At 70.2% G+C, this 17845-nt stretch carries 19 protein-coding genes and 1 tRNA gene; 8 read left to right on the top strand and 12 right to left on the bottom strand.

Going from position 1 to position 17845, the window contains the following annotated elements; all coding sequences use genetic code 11:
• The first annotated feature begins 72 nt into the window (after positions 1-72).
• A tRNA-Leu gene (locus YWM_RS0116680) sits at positions 73-158 on the top strand.
• A 117-nt stretch (positions 159-275) separates the two neighbouring features.
• On the opposite strand, the gene YWM_RS0116675 is transcribed toward YWM_RS0116680, so the two are convergent.
• The 3 genes from YWM_RS0116675 to YWM_RS0116665 form a co-directional block, all read right to left on the bottom strand.
• Positions 276-671 (bottom strand): YciI family protein, encoded by a 396-nt coding sequence (locus tag YWM_RS0116675; RefSeq protein ID WP_028851655.1) that lies wholly within the window; start codon positions 669-671, stop codon positions 276-278.
• A gap of 83 nt (positions 672-754) precedes the next feature.
• The gene (locus YWM_RS0116670; protein WP_281168825.1) at positions 755-1639 is read right to left on the bottom strand and encodes an HpcH/HpaI aldolase/citrate lyase family protein; all 885 of its coding nucleotides are present in this window, start codon (positions 1637-1639) and stop codon (positions 755-757) included.
• Entirely contained in the window at positions 1636-2709 is a 1074-nt protein-coding gene (locus tag YWM_RS0116665; RefSeq protein ID WP_028851653.1) for an HpcH/HpaI aldolase/citrate lyase family protein, read from the bottom strand. Before YWM_RS0116665 ends, YWM_RS0116670 begins: the two co-directional genes overlap by 4 nt.
• A 476-nt stretch (positions 2710-3185) precedes the next feature.
• Between YWM_RS0116665 and YWM_RS24180 the strand changes: the two genes are divergently transcribed.
• Together YWM_RS24180 and YWM_RS0116655 are read left to right on the top strand one after the other, a co-directional pair.
• Complete coding sequence (locus YWM_RS24180; RefSeq protein ID WP_052345018.1) at positions 3186-3839, top strand: hypothetical protein; 654 nt, start codon at positions 3186-3188, stop codon at positions 3837-3839.
• Complete coding sequence (locus YWM_RS0116655; RefSeq protein ID WP_028851652.1) at positions 3839-4495, top strand: NAD(P)H-binding protein; 657 nt, start codon at positions 3839-3841, stop codon at positions 4493-4495. Before YWM_RS24180 ends, YWM_RS0116655 begins: the two co-directional genes overlap by 1 nt.
• On the opposite strand, the gene YWM_RS0116650 is transcribed toward YWM_RS0116655, so the two are convergent.
• Complete coding sequence (locus YWM_RS0116650) at positions 4486-5790, bottom strand: D-arabinono-1,4-lactone oxidase (protein WP_028851651.1); 1305 nt, start codon at positions 5788-5790, stop codon at positions 4486-4488. The genes YWM_RS0116655 and YWM_RS0116650 overlap by 10 nt on opposite strands.
• Positions 5791-5882: 92 nt before the next feature.
• Between YWM_RS0116650 and YWM_RS0116645 the strand changes: the two genes are divergently transcribed.
• The gene (locus YWM_RS0116645) at positions 5883-7121 is read left to right on the top strand and encodes an amino acid deaminase/aldolase (RefSeq protein ID WP_084612478.1); all 1239 of its coding nucleotides are present in this window, start codon (positions 5883-5885) and stop codon (positions 7119-7121) included.
• A 56-nt stretch (positions 7122-7177) separates the two neighbouring features.
• Positions 7178-7705: a GNAT family N-acetyltransferase gene (locus YWM_RS0116640; RefSeq protein ID WP_028851649.1), complete on the top strand. Its 528-nt coding sequence runs from the start codon at positions 7178-7180 to the stop codon at positions 7703-7705.
• 62 nt (positions 7706-7767) lie between these two features.
• On the opposite strand, the gene YWM_RS0116635 is transcribed toward YWM_RS0116640, so the two are convergent.
• From YWM_RS0116635 to YWM_RS0116625, 3 genes are all read right to left on the bottom strand, one after another.
• Positions 7768-8391: a TetR/AcrR family transcriptional regulator gene (locus YWM_RS0116635; protein ID WP_028851648.1), complete on the bottom strand. Its 624-nt coding sequence runs from the start codon at positions 8389-8391 to the stop codon at positions 7768-7770.
• A gap of 273 nt (positions 8392-8664) precedes the next feature.
• Complete coding sequence (locus YWM_RS24175) at positions 8665-9054, bottom strand: hypothetical protein (protein ID WP_043661426.1); 390 nt, start codon at positions 9052-9054, stop codon at positions 8665-8667.
• Positions 9055-9062: 8 nt separating this feature from the next.
• On the bottom strand, positions 9063-9395 hold the full coding sequence (locus YWM_RS0116625) for a hypothetical protein (protein WP_084612476.1): 333 nt from the start codon (positions 9393-9395) through the stop codon (positions 9063-9065).
• 320 nt (positions 9396-9715) lie between these two features.
• On the opposite strand from YWM_RS0116625, the gene YWM_RS0116620 reads away from it, so the two are divergent.
• Positions 9716-11095: a helix-turn-helix transcriptional regulator gene (locus YWM_RS0116620; RefSeq protein ID WP_028851646.1), complete on the top strand. Its 1380-nt coding sequence runs from the start codon at positions 9716-9718 to the stop codon at positions 11093-11095.
• 30 nt (positions 11096-11125) lie between these two features.
• A complete protein-coding gene (locus tag YWM_RS0116615) occupies positions 11126-12025 on the top strand; it encodes a phosphotransferase enzyme family protein (protein WP_043661423.1) in 900 nt (299 codons plus the stop codon).
• 120 nt (positions 12026-12145) lie between these two features.
• Here YWM_RS0116615 and YWM_RS0116610 read toward each other — a convergent pair whose 3' ends face one another.
• The 5 genes from YWM_RS0116610 to YWM_RS24165 all read right to left on the bottom strand — a co-directional run bounded on the left by YWM_RS0116610 (position 12146) and on the right by YWM_RS24165 (position 16062).
• The gene (locus YWM_RS0116610; protein ID WP_028851644.1) at positions 12146-13177 is read right to left on the bottom strand and encodes a copper resistance D family protein; all 1032 of its coding nucleotides are present in this window, start codon (positions 13175-13177) and stop codon (positions 12146-12148) included.
• A gap of 13 nt (positions 13178-13190) precedes the next feature.
• Complete coding sequence (locus YWM_RS0116605; protein WP_028851643.1) at positions 13191-13748, bottom strand: copper resistance CopC family protein; 558 nt, start codon at positions 13746-13748, stop codon at positions 13191-13193.
• Complete coding sequence (locus tag YWM_RS0116600; protein WP_028851642.1) at positions 13745-14488, bottom strand: YcnI family protein; 744 nt, start codon at positions 14486-14488, stop codon at positions 13745-13747. The genes YWM_RS0116605 and YWM_RS0116600 overlap by 4 nt, the downstream gene beginning before the upstream one ends.
• Before the next feature lie 73 nt (positions 14489-14561).
• Positions 14562-15113, bottom strand: a complete 552-nt coding sequence (locus tag YWM_RS24170; protein WP_084612475.1) for a hypothetical protein — start codon at positions 15111-15113, stop codon at positions 14562-14564.
• A gap of 307 nt (positions 15114-15420) precedes the next feature.
• On the bottom strand, positions 15421-16062 hold the full coding sequence (locus YWM_RS24165) for a DUF6474 family protein (RefSeq protein WP_245566108.1): 642 nt from the start codon (positions 16060-16062) through the stop codon (positions 15421-15423).
• Positions 16063-16176: 114 nt separating this feature from the next.
• Between YWM_RS24165 and YWM_RS0116585 the strand changes: the two genes are divergently transcribed.
• Complete coding sequence (locus YWM_RS0116585; RefSeq protein ID WP_028851640.1) at positions 16177-17820, top strand: TM0106 family RecB-like putative nuclease; 1644 nt, start codon at positions 16177-16179, stop codon at positions 17818-17820.
• Positions 17821-17845 lie beyond the last annotated feature (25 nt).

The following is a 17845-nucleotide window of genomic DNA, read 5'->3' as shown; positions in this document are numbered from 1 at the left end:
ACCGGATAACCATCCCCCAGTGCGAGGCGCCGAAACGGCACGCGTTAAGCTATGCGAGCCGCTGATGCCCAGGGGCGAGTGGCGGAATGGCAGACGCGCACGGTTCAGGTCCGTGTGTCCGAAAGGACGTGAGGGTTCAACTCCCTCCTCGCCCACCAGAAACGACCTCCCTCTCCGGATGCGAGAGGGAGGTCGTTCTCTTTGTGGCCGAAGTGCGTTATCTCACAGGGCTCGTCACGCGGCTGTGGGACGCTCCGGGCCCAGGAGACCGCAGCTCACTCCACGGCCGGGTTGCCGTCCATCACGCGGCGAACCTCGATGCGTTCGGCGATCGGCTTGCCACCCGGCCCGGGCGCGGCCGACAACAGCGCGGCGATCTCGAAGGCCCGTTGCTCGGACGCCACGTCGATTTCCATGTAGCCCGCGAGCATCTGGCCCGATGACGCGAACGGGCCGCTGGTGACCGACGGCTGTCCGCCGCCGTCACTGCGGACCACGGCGGCCTCGTCGATCAGTGCCAGCTCGGTGACCCACTCGCCGCTGTCCTGCAGCTGCCTGCTCACGTCGTTCATGTACTGCACGTGCGCGTCGAAGTCGGCCTTCGGCCACGTGAACAACGGCGGCACGCCCTCGATCTCGGCGTAGTGCTTGAGCAGCAGGTACCTCGTCATGGAAGCTCCCTTGCGCACCCAGCACCATCACCGGCGCCGGTCACCACGCGATGATGCCGCCCGCCGCGAAGCGACCGACTCGGTCAGTCGGCCCGCTCGCTGATGGCCTCGTGCAGCGCAAGAATACGGCGCGCGTTGTCCACGTGCAGGTTCTCGATCATCCGCCCGTCGACGGTCACCACGCCCTTGCCCTCGGCCTGCGCGGCCTCGAACGCGTCGATGACCTTCCGTGCGTGCTCGACCTCGTCCGCCGACGGCGCGAACGCCTGGTTGCACGGCTCGATCTGCGACGGGTGGATGAGCGTCTTGCCGTCGAAGCCCATCTGCCTGCCCTGGCGGCACTCCTCGGCGAAGCCTTCGGCGTCCTTCACGTCGTTGTAGACGCCGTCCAGGATCACCTTGCCCGTGGCGCGCGCGGCCAGCAGAGCCAGCGACAGCCCGCCGAGCAGCGGCGTGCGGCCCGGCACGAACTCCGCGTGCAGCTCCTTGGCCAGATCATTGGTGCCCATCACCAAGACGGTCAGCCGCCGCGAGGCCGCGGCGATCTCCTCGGCGTGCATCATCGCGACCGGGGTCTCCAGCATCGCCCAGATCGCGGTGTGCTCCGGCGCACCGTGCAGCTCGAGCGCCCGCTCGATGTTGTGCACCTCGGCGGCCGAGTTGATCTTCGGCACCACGATGCCGTGCGGCCCGGCCTTGGCCGCCTGCCGCAGGTCCGCCTCGTGCCACTCGGTGTCCAGCCCGTTGACCCGGATGGTCACCTCACGCGAGCCGTACTCGCCGGAGGCCGCGGCGGCGCACACCCGCTCCCGCGCCTCCTCCTTGGCATCCGGGGCGACCGCGTCCTCCAGGTCGAGGATCAGCGCGTCGGCGGGCAGGGTCTTGGCCTTCTCCAGCGCGCGCTCGTTGGCGCCCGGCATGTAGAGCACCGAGCGGCGCGGGCGGAGCGTCGAGTTCTGCGTGGTCACTGCCCGAGTGCCTCCTTGGTGGCCGCGTCATAAGCGGCCTTGAGTTCCGGATCGCGGGCGGCCAGCTCGTCGGCCAGGTCCGCCACCACCTTGCACTGCTTGAACGTGGCGTCGTCCTGCATCTTGCCGTCGATCATCACCGCGCCGGTGCCGTCGCCCATGGCCGCGATGACCCGGCGGGCCCACGCCACGTCCTCCGGTGCGGGCGAGAACACCTTCTTGGCGATGTCGATCTGCACCGGGTGCAGGCTCCACGCACCGACGCAGCCGAGCAGGAACGCGTTGCGGAACTGGTCCTCGCAGCCCACGACGTCCTTGATGTCGCCGTACGGGCCGTAGTAGGGCAGGATCCCGTGCGCCGCGCACGCGTCGACCATCCGCGCCACGGTGTAGTGCCACAGGTCCTGCTGCGCGGTGGTGCGGCCCTCGTGCAGGTCGTCCGACACCGGGTCGGTGCGCACCAGATAGCCGGGGTGGCCGCCGCCGACCCGGGTGGTCTTCATCCGACGACTGGCCGCCAGGTCGGCCGGGCCGAGCGAGATGCCCTGCATGCGCGGGCTGGCGCCGGCGATCTCCTCGACGTTGGCCACCCCGCTGGCGGTCTCCAGGATGGCGTGCACCAGCAGCGGCCTGGTCAGTCCGGCGCGGGCCTCCAGCTGGGCGAGCAGCCGGTCCACGTAGTGGATGTCCTGCGCGCCCTCCACCTTCGGGACCATGATCACGTCGAGCTTGTCGCCGATCTCGGTGACCAGCGTGATCAGGTCGTCCAGCACCCACGGCGAGTCGAGGCTGTTGACCCGCGTCCACAGCTGGGTCTGCCCGAAGTCGGTCGACTTGGCCACCTCGACCAGCCCGGCCCGTGCGGCCTCCTTGCGGTCCGCCGCCACCGCGTCCTCGAGGTTGCCGAGCAACACGTCCACCTTGGGCGCGATGTCCGGGACCTTGGCCCGCATCTTCTCGTTGCTCGGGTCGAAGAAGTGGATCATGCGAGACGGCCGGAACGGAATCTCCCGCACCGGTTCGGGCGCCCCGATCGCCAAGGGCGCGAAGAAGTCTTTCGGCGAACGCATACGACCTCCATGTCTGTGGCATCGCCGGCCGGGCCGGGCGTGACCACCATAAATCCGACCTGGCCGGGCACAATGCGTTCGGCGGCCAGGGGTGACAAACGCCTCGTAGTGCGTCGACAAGATCACACCGGGATTGACGGGCGGGGAAATCACCCCGGAGTTGACGGGCAAGTCCCGGATCGTGCCGCACGCCGGTGACGCAGCGTGGCGGCATCCCGGCAGTTCATCGTGGTGCTCACCCATCCGGCCGCACCGTCGGACCGAAGCCGTTCGACCGCCCATCGACCGGTCACCGACGTTTAACGGCCGCCAATCGCATCCGAGCGCGCTAGCTAGAGACGAGCGTGGGCGAGCTTGGTACCCAAGTCATGGGCCGCTTTCCGCGGCGGCACCCACGAACATCACCGGGAGTGACACGCACCCCGGGGCCGGCGTCGGCGCGCCGGGAGGGCACGTTCGTACAGAGAGGTGGCCACGTGCAGGTTCCCCAGGGACGCACCAGTTCGGACCCGTCGCAAGCAGTCGGTGCGCGCACGCGCCGCCGACCGGCGCCGGTCATTCCCCCTGGGCCGCTGCCGACCGAGGGCGTGGAGCTCGCCGCTGCCGCCGCCCGGCAGCTGGACTGGACCGGTGTGGTGCTGCCGGAGACCACGTTGTTCGGCCGCCGCGTGCATCTCGTCGCCCGGCCGCGTACCGACGTGCACGCCGAGCGGATCGCCACCGGAGCGGGCCCGGTCACCGACAAGGCCACCGTGGCGACCTGGACCTGGCCCGAGCTGGAGCACACCGCGCCCGCGGCCGCCGTCGACGTCGTCGGGGCGGTGGCGGTGGCCAGGCACTGGCGGACGGCGCTGGCCAACGCGGTGCCCTTCACCCGCTACTTCCCGGCCGCCGTCGTGCTGCCGTCGGCCGCGATGATGACGCACGACTACGTGAACAACTGCCTGCCGCGCGCCCGCGCGTACGGCATCGCGGTGCTGTCGGTCGACGAGGCAGCTGCCGTGAGCCGTGACCTGTCCGGCGACGCGGGCCGGGTCATCCCCGCCGACGACGCGAACAGCCGGTGGATCGAAGAGGTCGCCTACGACCAGTTGTTGACCACGGCCGACGTCTCTGCTTGCGTGGAGTAGTGCGCGTAGTCATTGCAGGCGGGCACGGCAAGATCGCCCGCAAACTCTCCGGCCTGCTCATCGCTCGCGGCGACGAGGCGGTGGGCATCATCCGCAACCCCGACCACGCCGACGATCTGTCGGGCGCCGAGCCTGCGGTCCTGGACCTGGAGTCGGCCTCGGTGGACGACGTCGCCGAGGTGCTGACCGGTGCCGATGCCGCCGTGTTCGCCGCGGGCGCAGGGCCCGGAAGCGGAGCCGCGCGCAAGGACACCGTGGACCGCGCAGCGGCGGTGTTGTTCGCCGAGGCGAGCGAACGCGCGGGCGTGCGCAGGCATGTGCAGATCAGCGCCATGGGCCTGGAGCGGCAGAACGAGCCGGAGAAGGTCGGCGAGGTGTTCGCCGCCTACCTGAAGGCCAAGGCAGCCGCCGAGGACGACCTGCGGGCGCGTGACCTGGACTGGACCATCCTGCGGCCGGGCAGGCTCACCGACGACGAGCCGACCGGTGTGGTGCAGCTGGCCGAGTCGGTCAGCTACGGGCAGATTCCGCGTGCCGACGTCGCTGCGGTGGTGCTGGCGCTGCTGGACGAGCCGCGTACCGCGGGGCGGACGCTGGAGACCGTCGGTGGCCAGACGCCCATCGCCGACGCCGTCGCCGCCGTGGTTCAGGGCTGACCGAGCACGCGGTCGAGATAGTCGTTGGTGAACAGGCCGTCCGGGTCGACGGTCTTGCGCACCGCCAGGAACTCGTCGAACTTCGGGTAGCGGCCACGCAGCGTCTCGGCCCCCAGCGTATGCATCTTGCCCCAATGCGGGCGGCCGCCGACGTTGTTCACGATCGACTCGAAGGCGGCGAAGTACTCGTCGTAGCGCATGCCCTGGAACTGGTGCACGGCGATGTAGCCGTTGGCGCGCTGGTATCCGGTGGACAGCCAGATGTCGTCCGGCGCGGCGACGCGGATCTCGATCGGGAACGCCACCGGGTACGAGAGCTTGGCCGCGGCTGCCCGTAGTTCCTGCAGGACATTGACCACCTCGCCGCGCGGCACGGCGTACTCCGACTCGACGAACCGCACGTCGCGGCTGGTCACGAAGACGCGATGGGAAACGTCGCTGTACCGGCGCTCGGACAGCACGTTGGTCATGACCCGTTGGGTGGGTTTGGTCAGCCGCGGTGCCGCGCGCAGCATGCGGCACACCGCGCCGAACAGCTGGTTCTCGATCAGCCCGTACTCCACGTACTGCCTGGCCTTGCTCAACGGCCGCGGCGGCTCTCCGGCAGGCACCCGGTTGTTCCGCTTGATCAGCGTCTTGTCGCTGTGCGGGAACCAGTAGAACTCGAAGTGGTCGTTGCCCTCGGCCTCGTCGTCGAACCGCGCCAGCACCGCGTCCAGCCGGTCCGGGGCCTCCTGCGCGGCCAGCACGAACGACGGCACGCAGTTGATCGTGACCGTGCTGAGGATGCCGAGCGCGCCGAGTCCCACGCGGGCGGCGGCGAAAAGGTCCGGACGTTCGTGCGGCGAGCAGCGCACCACCGAGCCGTCGGCCGTGACGAGTTCGAGCGCGGCGACCTGGGTGGCCAGGCCGCCGAACGTCGCGCCGGTGCCGTGGGTGCCGGTGGAGATGGCCCCGGAGATGGTCTGCTTGTCGATGTCGCCCATGTTCTCCAGGGCCAGGCCCAGCGCGTCGAGGATGCGGTTGAGCTCGCGCAACGTCGTGCCCGCGCGGACGGTCACCTGGCGAGCGGCCATGTTCACGTCGACGACCCCGGTGTAGCCGCTGAGGTCCACCGCGTGCTCGTCGGTCGCGGCGATCGGGGTGAACGAGTGGCCGCTGCCCAGCGGGCGAATGCGGCGTCCCGCATCGGCGGCCGCGCGGACGGCGGCGACGATGCCGTCCAGGTCGGTCGGCCGATGGATGACCTTGGGTGCCGCCACCGCGGTCCCCGCCCAGTTCGACCACTGCATCATGCTTGCCCGCCTGCCTTCGGTGTCGGTGCGCACAGCCGGATCATACGCGAAACAGTTTCATGTACGCCGGTTTTGCGGGTAGTCTCGTCGCCATGGTGAGCCCGTCGACCAGCCCAGGACGCTCCGCATTCGACGCATCCGACCGGAGTGCCCTGCGCAGGGCTTACGACACCGCCACGGCCGGCCTCGAAGCCCCGCTGGCCATCGTCGACCTGCAGGCCTTCGATGACAACCTGGAGATGCTGGCCGCTCGGGCGAACGGTCGGCCGATCCGGGTCGCCAGCAAGTCGATCCGTTGCCGGTACCTGCTCGACCGGGCGCTGTCCCATCCCGCGACGGCGGGCGTGATGGCCTACTCGCTGCCCGAGGCGTTGTGGCTGTACCGCAACCAGGTCTCCGACGACATCCTGGTCGCTTACCCGACGGTCGACGCGGCCGCGCTGCGTGAACTGGCCGCCGACGCCAAGGCGTGCGCGGTCATCACGGTGATGGTCGACTCGGTGGATCACCTCGACCTCATCGACAAGGTTCTTGGTCCGGGCCATCCGCCGTTGCGCGTGTGTATCGAGCTGGATGTGTCGTGGCGCCCGCTGCCGCGCGTGCACATCGGACCGCGGCGATCGCCGGTGTTCACTCCGCGGGAAGCGGCGACCCTGGCGCGCGCGGTCGTCGCACGGGACGGCTTCCGGCTGGTCGGGCTGATGGGTTACGAGGGACAGATCGCCGGCGTCGGGGACAACGACGGCAACGCCGTGAAATCCGCGGTGATGCGGTGGATTCAACGCCGGTCGGCGGCCGAGCTGACCGAGCGCCGGACGGCCGCGGTCCGCGCGGTCCGGGCGATCGCCGACCTGGAGTTCGTCAACGGCGGCGGCACCGGCAGCTTGGAGACCACCACCGAAGACCCGTCGGTGACCGAGGTGACCGCCGGGTCCGGGCTCATCGGGCCGACGTTGTTCGACGCGTACTCCCGCTTCCGGCCCCGGCCCGCGGTGTTGTTCGCGCTGCCCGTGGTACGCAAGCCCGCACCGAGCACGGCCACCCTGTTCGCCGGTGGCTACATCGCCTCCGGACCGACCGGGCCGTCGCGGCAACCGTCGCCTTACCTGCCCTCGGGGCTCAAGCTCACCGCGCTGGAAGGCGCAGGCGAGGTGCAGACACCCGTGGTCGGGAGGGCAGCGCGGCAGCTGGCGATCGGGGACCGGGTGTGGCTGCGGCACGCCAAGGCCGGTGAGCTCGCCGAGCGGTTCGACCGCTACCACGTGGTGGTCGGCGACAAGCTCGAGGAGACCGTGCCGACCTACCGCGGCGAGGGCGTGAACTTCGGCTGACAGTGGCGCGGAATTTGCGTTGAAAGTCCAGTCTCTCGTGGGTAAGGGTCGGCAGTATGCGTAAGCCTGCCGAGAAGTGGCTCCGGGCATGGCGGCTCGAGGACGCACCGGCCCTGCTGGCCGCGGCGAACGAACCGTCGCTGCAGGAGCAATTCGTTCGACCCGTCGCCACGTTGGACGAAGCCCGCGAGTGGATCCAGGCCCGCGGCGCGGACAGCGCCGAAGGCACCGCGCACGCGTGGGCGATCACCGACGAGGACGACGAAGCGATCGGCCTGGTGACCGTGTCGCACATCGAACCGCGCCATTCCACCGGCTGGGTGGCGTACTGGCTGCTCCCGCGGGGAAGGGGGAAGGGATTGGCCGCGCGCAGCGTGCGAGCGGTGTCCCGGTGGGCGTTCGACGAGCTGGGCTTGTTCCGGCTCGAGCTCGGTCATCGAGTGGAGAACGTCGCGTCGTGCCGAGTCGCGGTGGCGGCGGGCTACGCACCCGAAGGCATCGAGCGGTCGCGGCTTGAGTACGAGGGCGTCCGCTACGACGTGGAGCGGCACGCGCGGCTGGCGACGGACCCGGAGCCGAACTAGGTCAACGCGCCGGGCAACACCGTGGCCTCCGACCGGTTCGGGTCAACCCCGGATCCCGGCGCTCAGCGGCCGAACCGGCTCTCCAGGTACAGCTTGATGACGTGCTTGGTCTCGTCGATGACCACCGGGTCCCCCTTCGGGTCCGTGCGGAAGGCGAACTTCAGCAGGGCGTCGGCGATCTCGACCGCCACCTTGATCGGCGTCACCAGCTGCTCGGGCGGCAGGTCGACCCGGCCGATGAGCAGCTCGGTCATGCCCTCGGCGACCACGTCGTTGTTGGTACGGCTGCCGTCCAGCAGGCGTGGGTCCACGGCGTCACCGAAGTGAACACGGGCGAAGCCCGGCGTCTCGTGGTGCATCTGGAGGTAGATGTCCAGCAGCGCATCCACCACGGCCCACCAGTGCTGGTGGTCGACCGTGGCCAGTCGCTCGGCGGCCAGCGACATGAACCGCTCCAGGTTGCGCTGGGTCAGTGCCTGCACCACGGCCCGCTTGTCCGGGAAGAACTGGTACAGCGAGCCGACCGCCACGCCGGCGCGTTTGGCGATGGCCGTGGTGGTCAGGCGCTCGTAGCCGACTTCGTCCAGCAGCTCGGCGGCCGCGTCCAGCATGCGCGCCACGCGGAGCGCGCTGCGCTGCTGTACCGGCTTCCGTCGGAGCGATGTGAGCTGCTCACCTACCACCACGTGGTTCCACTCCCCATCTCGGGTTTTCCGCCTGCGAACAACTCTAGAGCAGCGACGTCGACGTATCGGTCGGTCCGTCGACGGGCACACCATCGGGGACAACACGGGTCCACGGGCCGGTACCGGTCGGGGGAGAGGAATTACGGCACCGGCCCGTGGAGTCGGGGAGGGCGGGGAGGGGAGGGAAGGCCGGCGGCGATCAGCGGGGCAGCACGCGCGGGAGGTGCGCACTGCTCGTCCGCCGCGGGGGTGTCGCCGCCGGCGAGGTCTTGGTCAACCGGAGCGCAGGCCTGCGGTCGAGACGCCGCTGCGCAATGCGTGGCGGCGGGGGTGCACCGCGGAGTGCGATTCCGCCTTACGGCCCCGCTGGCGCGGCGGCTGCTGCGGGGCCAGCCCACCCGCGACCAGGTGCTCGTGGGCTGCTTGCCACACCGAGCACGGCGCCTTGCTGCGGTGCCACCGCGTCGAGCAGGTCGGGCAGTCGCCGCGGTCGTCCGGCTCGTGCAGCTTCAGCATCGACCGCCACGCCTCGGCCAGCCGGGGCAGTTCGGAGCGGGCGACGGACAGCAAGGAAGGGGCGTCGGCGCGCTCGGCCAGATCGGAGAGCATGTCCAGCCGCTCCCAGACGGCGTTGCGGAGAACCTGCCCCAGGATCTCGTCCACTGCTTGTGTCACCTTTCCGCGAGTTTGGCAGCTTCGTGCAGCACCGCCGTGAGCTGACCGATCTGGCTGACCGTCATCCGTGCCGTCTCGCCCGGCGGCCCGCTGACGACGACTTCGCCGTCGTCGACGAAGACCGTCACGCAGCGATCCCGGCCGATCATGTCGCCGCACCGGATGCGCCACACGACCTGACCGTTCTCCACTTCGCGCACCACGTCGCTGGAGACCACCTGCGAGCCGTTGGGGACGGGGCGCACCGGACGGCGGGCCGCGGCGGGGCGCGGGTTGGTGGTGCGGGGCAGGGGGTGCACCCGGCTGGGCCGGGGACCAACGGGGCTCATCCGCCGGGTTGTCGTGCCGCCGACCAACTCCACTGGTGTCACTCCGCTCGCTGTCGCTACCGCCTGGTTCGGTTCGCTCTGCGGCCCCGGTCCCGGCCCGTGACAGTTGCTCACGGTGTTCGGCCGTTCACTGGGGCCCGAACTCAAGACTGCGGTGCAAATTGCGTTCCGGGCGGGCGACAGCGCTGGGCGGTATCACCGCGCCGATGAACGGTCGATCGAGTTCAGCTCGTCCGATCAGGCTTCAAATTGCGGTGTTCGCGTGGTCGAATGGACCTGCTTACGCTGCTTGTCAGTCCCACGGATGAGGATGCCTGCCGATGGATGCCAGCGAGGAAAAGGTCGCTCACCTGGTCTCCGAGAAGGTCTGGGAGACCAAGGACATGCGGGAAGCGCTAGCGGCACGCGACATCAGCAAGGTGTACCTGCTGCTGCGGAAGGAAGGCATTTCCCAACGGCAGATCGCCGCAGCGACCGGTCAGTCGCAGTCCGAGGTGTCGGAAATCCTCAAGGGCCGTCAGGTCATGGCCTACGACGTGCTCGTGCGCATCGCCCAGGGTCTGGGCATCCCCAGGGGCTACATGGGGCTGGCCTACGACGAGGCCACCCAGATCACGGTCGTCGGTGCGGCCGACGAGCAGCAGGCTGAGGAGGACGAGGCGGTGAAACGACGGAGGTTTCTCGCGCACGCCGCACAGGTCACCATGGGTGCCACGGTGTTCGCTGCGGACTCCGGGTCGTGGACTGCGCCCCGACCGGCGGTGACTCCGGCCCCGAACCGTATCGGGATGGCCGACGTACGGCAGGTCGAAGCAGCGACGAGAGCGCTTCGCGCGCTGGACTACCAGTACGGCGGCGGGTTCTGCCGGGATGCGGTGATCGCCCAGCTCGGCTGGGGTCAGCAGATGCTCAACTCGAGCGCCACCGAGCAGGTGAAATCGCGGCTGTACGTGGCATTGGCGGACCTGCACAACGTGGCGGGCTGGACGTCGTTCGACACCGGCCTGGTGGACTCCGCCCGCGGGCACTTCGCCAAGGCGCTCGAGCTGGCCAAGGAGGGCGGAAGCCACCCGCTGGTGGCCAACATCCTCTACCGCATGGGCCGGGTGTACCTGCACTACGAGTCGCCCGACGACGCGTTGAAGATGTTCCAGCTCGGCCAGATCGCCGCGCAGGAATCCGGCTCGCAGCTGTCGGTGGCGGTGCTCACCGCGAACGAGGCGTGGGCCTACGCGATGATGGGCAACGAGGAGCAGGCGCTGCGGCTGCTCGGCATGACCAGGGACACCTTCGCCAGGGCAGAAGGTGAAGAGGTCCCCGCGTGGGCGCAGTTCTTCAACCAGACCGACGTGCACGCGATGATCGGCACGGTGCACACCGTGCTCGCCCAGCAGCCGGGACTGACCGAGCACACCAAGTACGCGATTCCCGCGCTGACCAGGGCGATCGACGGCTACGGCGATGACATGGCGCGCAGCAAGGCGTTCAACTTGAGCGCGCTGGCCACCAACCACCTGTTGGAGGGCGACATCGACCACGGCGCCAAGGTCGGCCGGTCCGCACTGGAGTGTGCCGAGAGCATCAAGTCCGCCCGGATCAAGGACCGGATGAAGCCGCTGAAGCGCGAGGCGGAGCGGCGCGTGAACAACCCGGACGCACGCGAACTCGCCGAGCGCATCAACGCCTTCTACGCGGCTTAGGGGCTCGGCATCCCCAACGAGAGGGGCGGGATGCTGCGGGAACCGCGTTTCACACCGGACAAGCTGCAGGCCGCCCTGCAGGTGGTGTGCAAGCGGCTCGGCGTGGACCACGAGGGTGCTCGGCTGCTGCGGTTCACCAACAACGCGGTGTACGCCCTGAAGTCGATCCCCGCCGTCGTGCGCATCGTCGGGTCGCGGAAGTTGATGCACCGGGCGGCCAAAGTGGTGCGGCTCGCCCGGCACCTCGAGCAGCACGACGTGCCCGCGGTGCGGCTGTATCCAGGGATTGCGCAGCCGGTGTACGGCGACAACCCGGTGTTCACCGCGACCGTGTGGCGCTGGGTGGAGCCTGCCGGCCGGACCGCCACCCCGGAAGAGTTGGCCGAGCTGCTGAAACGCCTGCACGCGGTGCCGAAGCCCGAGCACATCGGGCCGTGGGAGCCGCTGGCCGACGTGCAGGCCAGGCTGCAGGACGCGGAGGAGCTGGACCCGGACGACCGGGCGTTCCTGCTGGCCGCATGCCGTCGGGTGCAGGACGAGTTGCAGCGGCTGGAGTTCCCGCTCGGGTCCGCCGTCGTGCACGGAGATGCCCACCTGGGCAACGTGCTCGTCGGGCCGGACGGGCCGGTGCTGTGCGACTTCGATTCGTCCGGGTACGGCCCGCGGATCTGGGATCTGGTGCCGGTGGCCGTCGGCGGACAACGGTTCGGCGAGCCGGCCTCGGTCTACCAGGCGTTGGCGGACGCCTACGGTTTCGACGTCTTGCAGTGGTCCGGTTATCCAGTGCTGCGTGCGGTTCGGGAACTGAAGCTCACCACCAGTGTGCTGCCCACGCTACGGAGCAACCCACAGGTGCGCCCCGAGCTGCGCAGAAGGCTGGCGGACCTGCGCGCGGGTAGATCGGAGACGGTCTGGACGCGATACCGGTAGCACGACCGCTGTCCGGGCAGTACTCCGAACGGGTTCATTCACCGATGGATTTCCGCCGTTCACCGCTTGCCGCGCGAAGTCGCTCGACGAGGTGAAAGTTCGGTCCGGCTAGTCACCCGTTCAGGACACCGGGGAGCGGGCGAGAACCACCGCGAGACCGAATGCCGCACCCATCACCGCGACCTCGGCGGCCGCCCAGGTGACGAAAGCGGACTTCTTGTGGGCGGCGATCGCGGGCAGCAGCCGCCATCGCATGCGGGCGCCGAACACCGCGATCGCGGCAAGGCACACCATCTTGCCGATGACCAGCCAGCCGTACGGCGTGCCGAACGCGGCCTCGAGGAACGGCATCGCGGGTTGGGCGAGCAGCTCGACGATCGCGTTGAACAACCCGGTGCCCGCGACCACGAACAGGCTGACGCCCGCCAGCTTGGAGAACCGCGGCAGGGCGGTGGCCAAGAGCCCGCGGTTGCCGGCCAACAGCACGGCGAGCGTGGCGAGTCCGCCCACCCACGCGGCCGCGGCCATGACGTGCAGCTCGATCGAAATGGTCGTGTAGTCGTGGTACTCCCACGTCGACGAATGACCGGTGATCGGCAGCGGCAGCAGCGCGAACAAGGCAAGCCCGATGCGGGCCTCCGCCGGGACGCGTTCGCCGCGACGTACGGCCAGTACGCCGAGGACGCAGTGCAGGAACGCGAGCCCGGCGACGATCAGCAGCGCTTTGCCCGCTCCGACCGTGGTGACGTAGTCCGACACGTCGGCCATGTCGATGGTCTCGGCCGATCCGCGGTACTCGGCCGTCTGCAGCAGGAGCAGCACCAGCGCGCCGGCCGACCAGACGAGTGCCGCCGCGAACGCCGCCCGGCGCGCCGGGCGCAGCACGGGTTCGGTGAGATCCGGACGGTCGTAGCCGAGCAGCACCGGCAACAGGGACAGCCCGATGGTGGCCACCGCGGCGATGTTGAGCAGGGTGCGCACCAGCGGGATGGCGACCAGGACCACCGGACCCGGATCGGCCAGCCCGGGGATCGGAGTCAGGCTGACCACCGACAGGCCGATGAGCGTGCCCAGCACCGCACCGGTCACGCCGGTGATCAGTGCCGGGTAGCGCGCGGGTGCCGGGGTCCTGGTCGCTTCCGCCATCGTCAGCCTCGCCGCCCCGTCACGACTGGTCCTTGCCCACGCGCAGCGCGAACACCAGACCGACGCCGACCAGCACGACGGCGCCGCCGATCCACACCCACAGCGGCAGGCCGTCGGACTCCTCGGCCTGCGCGGCGGTGTCGGCCGAGGACTGCGAGCCACCGTCGGAGGGCTCGCGTCCCGCGTTGGCCGGGTCGTCCTTGGTCAGCGTGAACGTCAGCTTGTTCTGCACCACGTGACCGTCGGCGGACAGGATCCGATAGCCAATGGTGTACTCACCGGCCGGACCGAGCCCCTCCAGCGCGACACTCGCCTCGGGCCCGTCGACCGTCACCTCGCCCTCGGGGTCGGTGTACTGCTTGCCGTCCGGGCCGTTGACCACGATCTGGTTGCCCGGCCCGGCCTGCACGTTGGCGTTGAACGTCAGCGTGATCTCGCTCGGTGCCTCGGCGATCTTGGCGCCCTTGGCCGGGTCGGACGAGATCAGCACGTTGTGCGCCCACGCAGGCTGCGCCACCGCGCCGACGCCGAGTGCGGTCAACAGCGCGGTGACGACGACAGCGATCAGGCGTTTCATGACGAGGCCTTCTTCCGGCTCCGCAGGACCGCACCGATCCCGGCACCCGCGCCGAGCGCACCCAGCGCCAGGCCGATGCCGCCGAGCCAACGAGCCGTGGTGTCGGTGGCGTCCTCGTCGGCCGCGGCGTTCGCACTGTCGTCACCGTTGTCGTGCGAGGCGGCGGCTGCTCCGCCGTGGTGGCCGTCTCCGGACGGCGGCGCCAACTCGACCGCAGGCGCGGGCTTGTCGGCCTCCGGGTCCTCGTCCGCCCAGCTGACCGTGGTGCCGTTGGTGTAGTGCTGGTCGGCGGGCAGGATCAGCCTGTCGACCTTGGGCAGCGGACCGGTGGAGAACGAGAACTCCTGGTAGGACTGCTCGCCCGCGGGGATCTCGCTGCCCTTCTCCGCGGTCCAGGTGATCGACGTGACCACTTCGGTCAGCTCGGCGCCGTCATCGGTGGTGACGGGCTCGTCCAGCTTGGTCTTGGTGATCTTGGCGGTCCACCCGGGCACCGGCTTGGTGCGTGCGTTGGCCAGCGCGTACTCCTCGTCGAAGTGCACGGTGACCTTGTCGGTGCCCGCCTTCTCCTCTTCGTTGGGCACCCGCAGTGTGATGGCCGCGTGCCCGCCCTGCTCCGGCTGGGCACCGTAGACCTGGGCGGTGACGTGGGCGGATGCGACCGCGGTCGACGAGAGGCCGAGGGCCGCCGTGGCGGCCAGGACGGCGGCCGCGCGGGTGAGTTGACGAGTCTTGGACATGCGTGAATTGCTCCTGAATCTAGCCGTGCAACGGGATGACCATGGGCGGTGTTCACCCATGGCTGTGGTGTGATCAGGAGCGATGCGGTGGTCCGCGCCTGGTGTGCACTCGGCGCAGCAGGACCTCGGTGTAGGTCGCGGGGACGACCGGGTCGACCGGCGTTCTGGCGACCTCGGCTCGCGGCGGCCCGGCCAGGAGGACGACCGGCAACACGCGGCACAGCCCGGCGATGACGGCCAGCAGGCCGCGTTCGGCGCTGGTGATCAGCGCGGCCATCGCCACGGTGGCGCACGCGTGCGTGGCCACCATCCCCCACGTGCTCACCTCGGACGTCGCCGCCGCCGGGTGGCTGAGCCACGTCAACGTGAAGTGGGTGAGCAGCTGCGAGCCGGCCAACGCGATCAGGATGCCGACCAGCCCACCGCTGCGGGTTCCGTGCGCCCGGCCGACGAGCGCGGTGGAGATCCAGCCGGTGAGTCCGGCGATCACCAGGGCCAGCGACAACGGTGGAAGCGCACCGTTCGCGACGGCGTGCGCAGTGATGGACAGCACCGCTGAGGTGGCGGCAAGCAGGCAGCCGCGCGCGATCCGGATGTCCGGGTGTACGCGGGAACGGCTGCTCACACCATCAGGGTATCCGGGGGTTCGCCCTCGTCTCGCCATGCGGTCGGAGGGCGTGCCACTTCGGGCGCGGGTGCGTGGGTGTGCGCTCGGTCGTTCCGGGCGCGGGCCGCTCGATCGGTGCTCGGTCGGTTCGCGAGCGGCCAAGCTGGGCGGTGGTGCGCGGCGGGCGCTCGGTCGGTTGCTGGCGGCCGGCCCGTGGCGGTGCTCGGTCGGTGCGCAGAAGAACCAGTTAGGGCGGCGGTGCATGGCGCGCGCTCGGCCGGTCGGTGGCGCCGGCCCGTGCGCGTTCCCTCCGAGTACCTGCCCGTCAGACCCCGAGGTGGCGCAGCAACCGCGTCTCCAGGCCGTCCAGCTCGCCGGCGACCGCGCGATGGGCCTGCTTGCGGCGCGACGAAGGCATGCGCTCGGCGGCCCGCACCGCCGCGCTCAGCTGGCGCACGGTGTCCTCGGCCTGGTCGGCGAACTGCACCTTCTCCTCGTCGCCGCTGGCCCGCAGCTCCCGCAGTCCTTCGCTGATGCCTGCGATGCGCGCGTGCAGCGCGGCGCCGTACCCGCGGTATTCGGCGAGCGCGTCCACACTGACGCCCAGCTTGCGCGCCCGGTAGCGCTCGTAGGCCTCTCGGCCCGCACCGGCGGCCCGCACCAGGTACGGCACCACGACGGGCAGCACCGTCGGCGCCACCGCCTTGCCGAGCGCGATCGCGTTGCGCACTTTGCCCGCGGTGATCTTCGGCTCCTTCGCCTTCGCCACGACCGTCACTCCTGGTGCCTCGGTGCCCTCTTCTATCGCCTTGCGCGTGGCCTTCGCCGCCTGCTTCGCGGCCGCCTTGGTGGCCTTGCGTTCCTTCTTGGCGGCGCGCTTGAGCCGCTTGGCCTCCTTCTTCGCGGCCTTCCGGGCCGTCTTGGAGTGCCCGGCGCGCTCGATCGAGGAAACCACTTCGGCCAGCATGCCCGGATCGTCGAGGTTCGACTCGCTCGCCGCCATGTCATCAACCTAACCCGCACCGGGCCGGTTGGCACGACCGACACCGTCAGTGGTGCCGCCTATGGTGAACGCGTGGTGATGAGCTTGGCGAACGTGGTGCTGGACGCCGGAGTGGTCACGCGGTGCAGGCGGCGCGTGCACTGGGAGCACGATCCGGCGGCGCCGCAGCTCGACCCGTTGCCCGAGAACCCGGCGGTCGAGCAGCGGAAGGCCGACGCGCAGGCGCACCGGGCCGCGATCGCCAAGCTGCTTGCCGAGGAGTTCCGGGGTTCGGGCTGGGTGGAGGTGCCGACCGACGCCGAGCCGGAGGAGCGCATCGCCGCCACCGTCGCCGCGCTGCAGCAGGGCGTCTCGGTCATCTCCGGCGGGTTGTTGCCGGTCGATGTCGAGGCGGGCCGGCGCGGCGGTGCCGAGCTGCTGGTCCGCACGCCCGGCGGCTACGTCCCGGTGATCGTCGTGCGGCACCGCATCACCGACCCCGGCGAGGGCGCGCTGACCACGGCATTGACCGACCTGAACCCGGACAACGCGCGGGAGGACCCCGAGCGCAAGGTCCGGTCGCATCCACGAGACCAGTTCCGCCTGGCGCACGTCGTCGAGCTGCTGCGTGCCGCCGGGTACGCCGACCCGGATCGCGTGGTCGGCGGCGTCATCGGGCTCGATGCCGACGTGGTGTTGTGGCACGACCTGCTCGCCCCCAGCTTCCCCGGTGAGAAGTCGACGATGCAGGAGTACGCCGAGCGCTTCGCCGACCGGCTGGCCGTGGCCGCCGCCGCTGCCAGCGGTGCCGAGCCGCTGGCGCAGCCGTCGCGCATCCTGGCCTGCAGGCACTGCCCGTGGTGGCCGGTGTGCGAGAAGATGCTGCACGACAAGCAGGACGTGAGCCTGGTCGTCCGCGGCGATGACGCGGTCGCGCTGCGCGAGGCGGGTTTCGAGACCGTGGCGTCGCTGGCTGCCGCCGATCCCAAGGCCGAGCCACCTATCGCGTTCACCGGCACGACGTTCGAGAACGCCGTGGCGCTGGCGCGGGCGTGGCAGGCGGGCCTGTCCGTCGTGCGCCTGGTGCCGCGGATCGAGGTCCCGCGCGGCGACGTCGAGGTGGACGTCGACATGGAGAGCTACGTCGACCACGGCGCGTATTTGTGGGGCACGTTGCTCAGCGGTGCCGACATCGGCCTGCCGCAGACCTACCGAGCATTCGGCACGTGGGAGCCGCTGCCGACCGAGGACGAGGCCCGCTCGTTCGCCGAGTTCTGGGCATGGTTCACCGATGTGCGGTCGCGGGCGGCCGCGCGTGGCCTGACGTTCCGTGCCTACTGCTACAACGCGTGGGCGGAGAACCGCTGGCTGCTGGGGTCGGCCGAGCGGTTCGCGGGCATGCCGGGCATCCCGAGCGTGGCGGAGGTTCAGGAGTTCATCGACTCCGACGAGTGGGTCGACATGTTCGTCTGCGTGGTCGACAGCTTCCTGTGCGCGCACGGCAAGGGGCTGAAGGTCATCGCCCGGGTGGCCGGCTACGAGTGGCACGACCCGGATGCCGGTGGCGAGGCGTCCATGCGTTGGTACCGGGAGGCGGTCGGGCTCGGCGAAGGCGAAGCCGATCCGGCTCAGCGGGCTCGGTTGCTGCGGTACAACGAGGACGACGTGCGGGCCACGTTCGTGCTGCGCGAGTGGATGACCAGCACGGCCAACACCGAGATTCCTTACGTCGGAGACTTGTGAGCCGGCCCGACGAGGTCATCGGGCC

Origin of the sequence: Thermocrispum municipale DSM 44069 (genome assembly GCF_000427825.1) — a bacterium.
GTDB classification, from domain to species: domain Bacteria; phylum Actinomycetota; class Actinomycetes; order Mycobacteriales; family Pseudonocardiaceae; genus Thermocrispum; species Thermocrispum municipale.
Note: the sequence above shows the minus strand (reverse complement) of the source record. Positions and strands in the feature narration are given on the sequence as shown.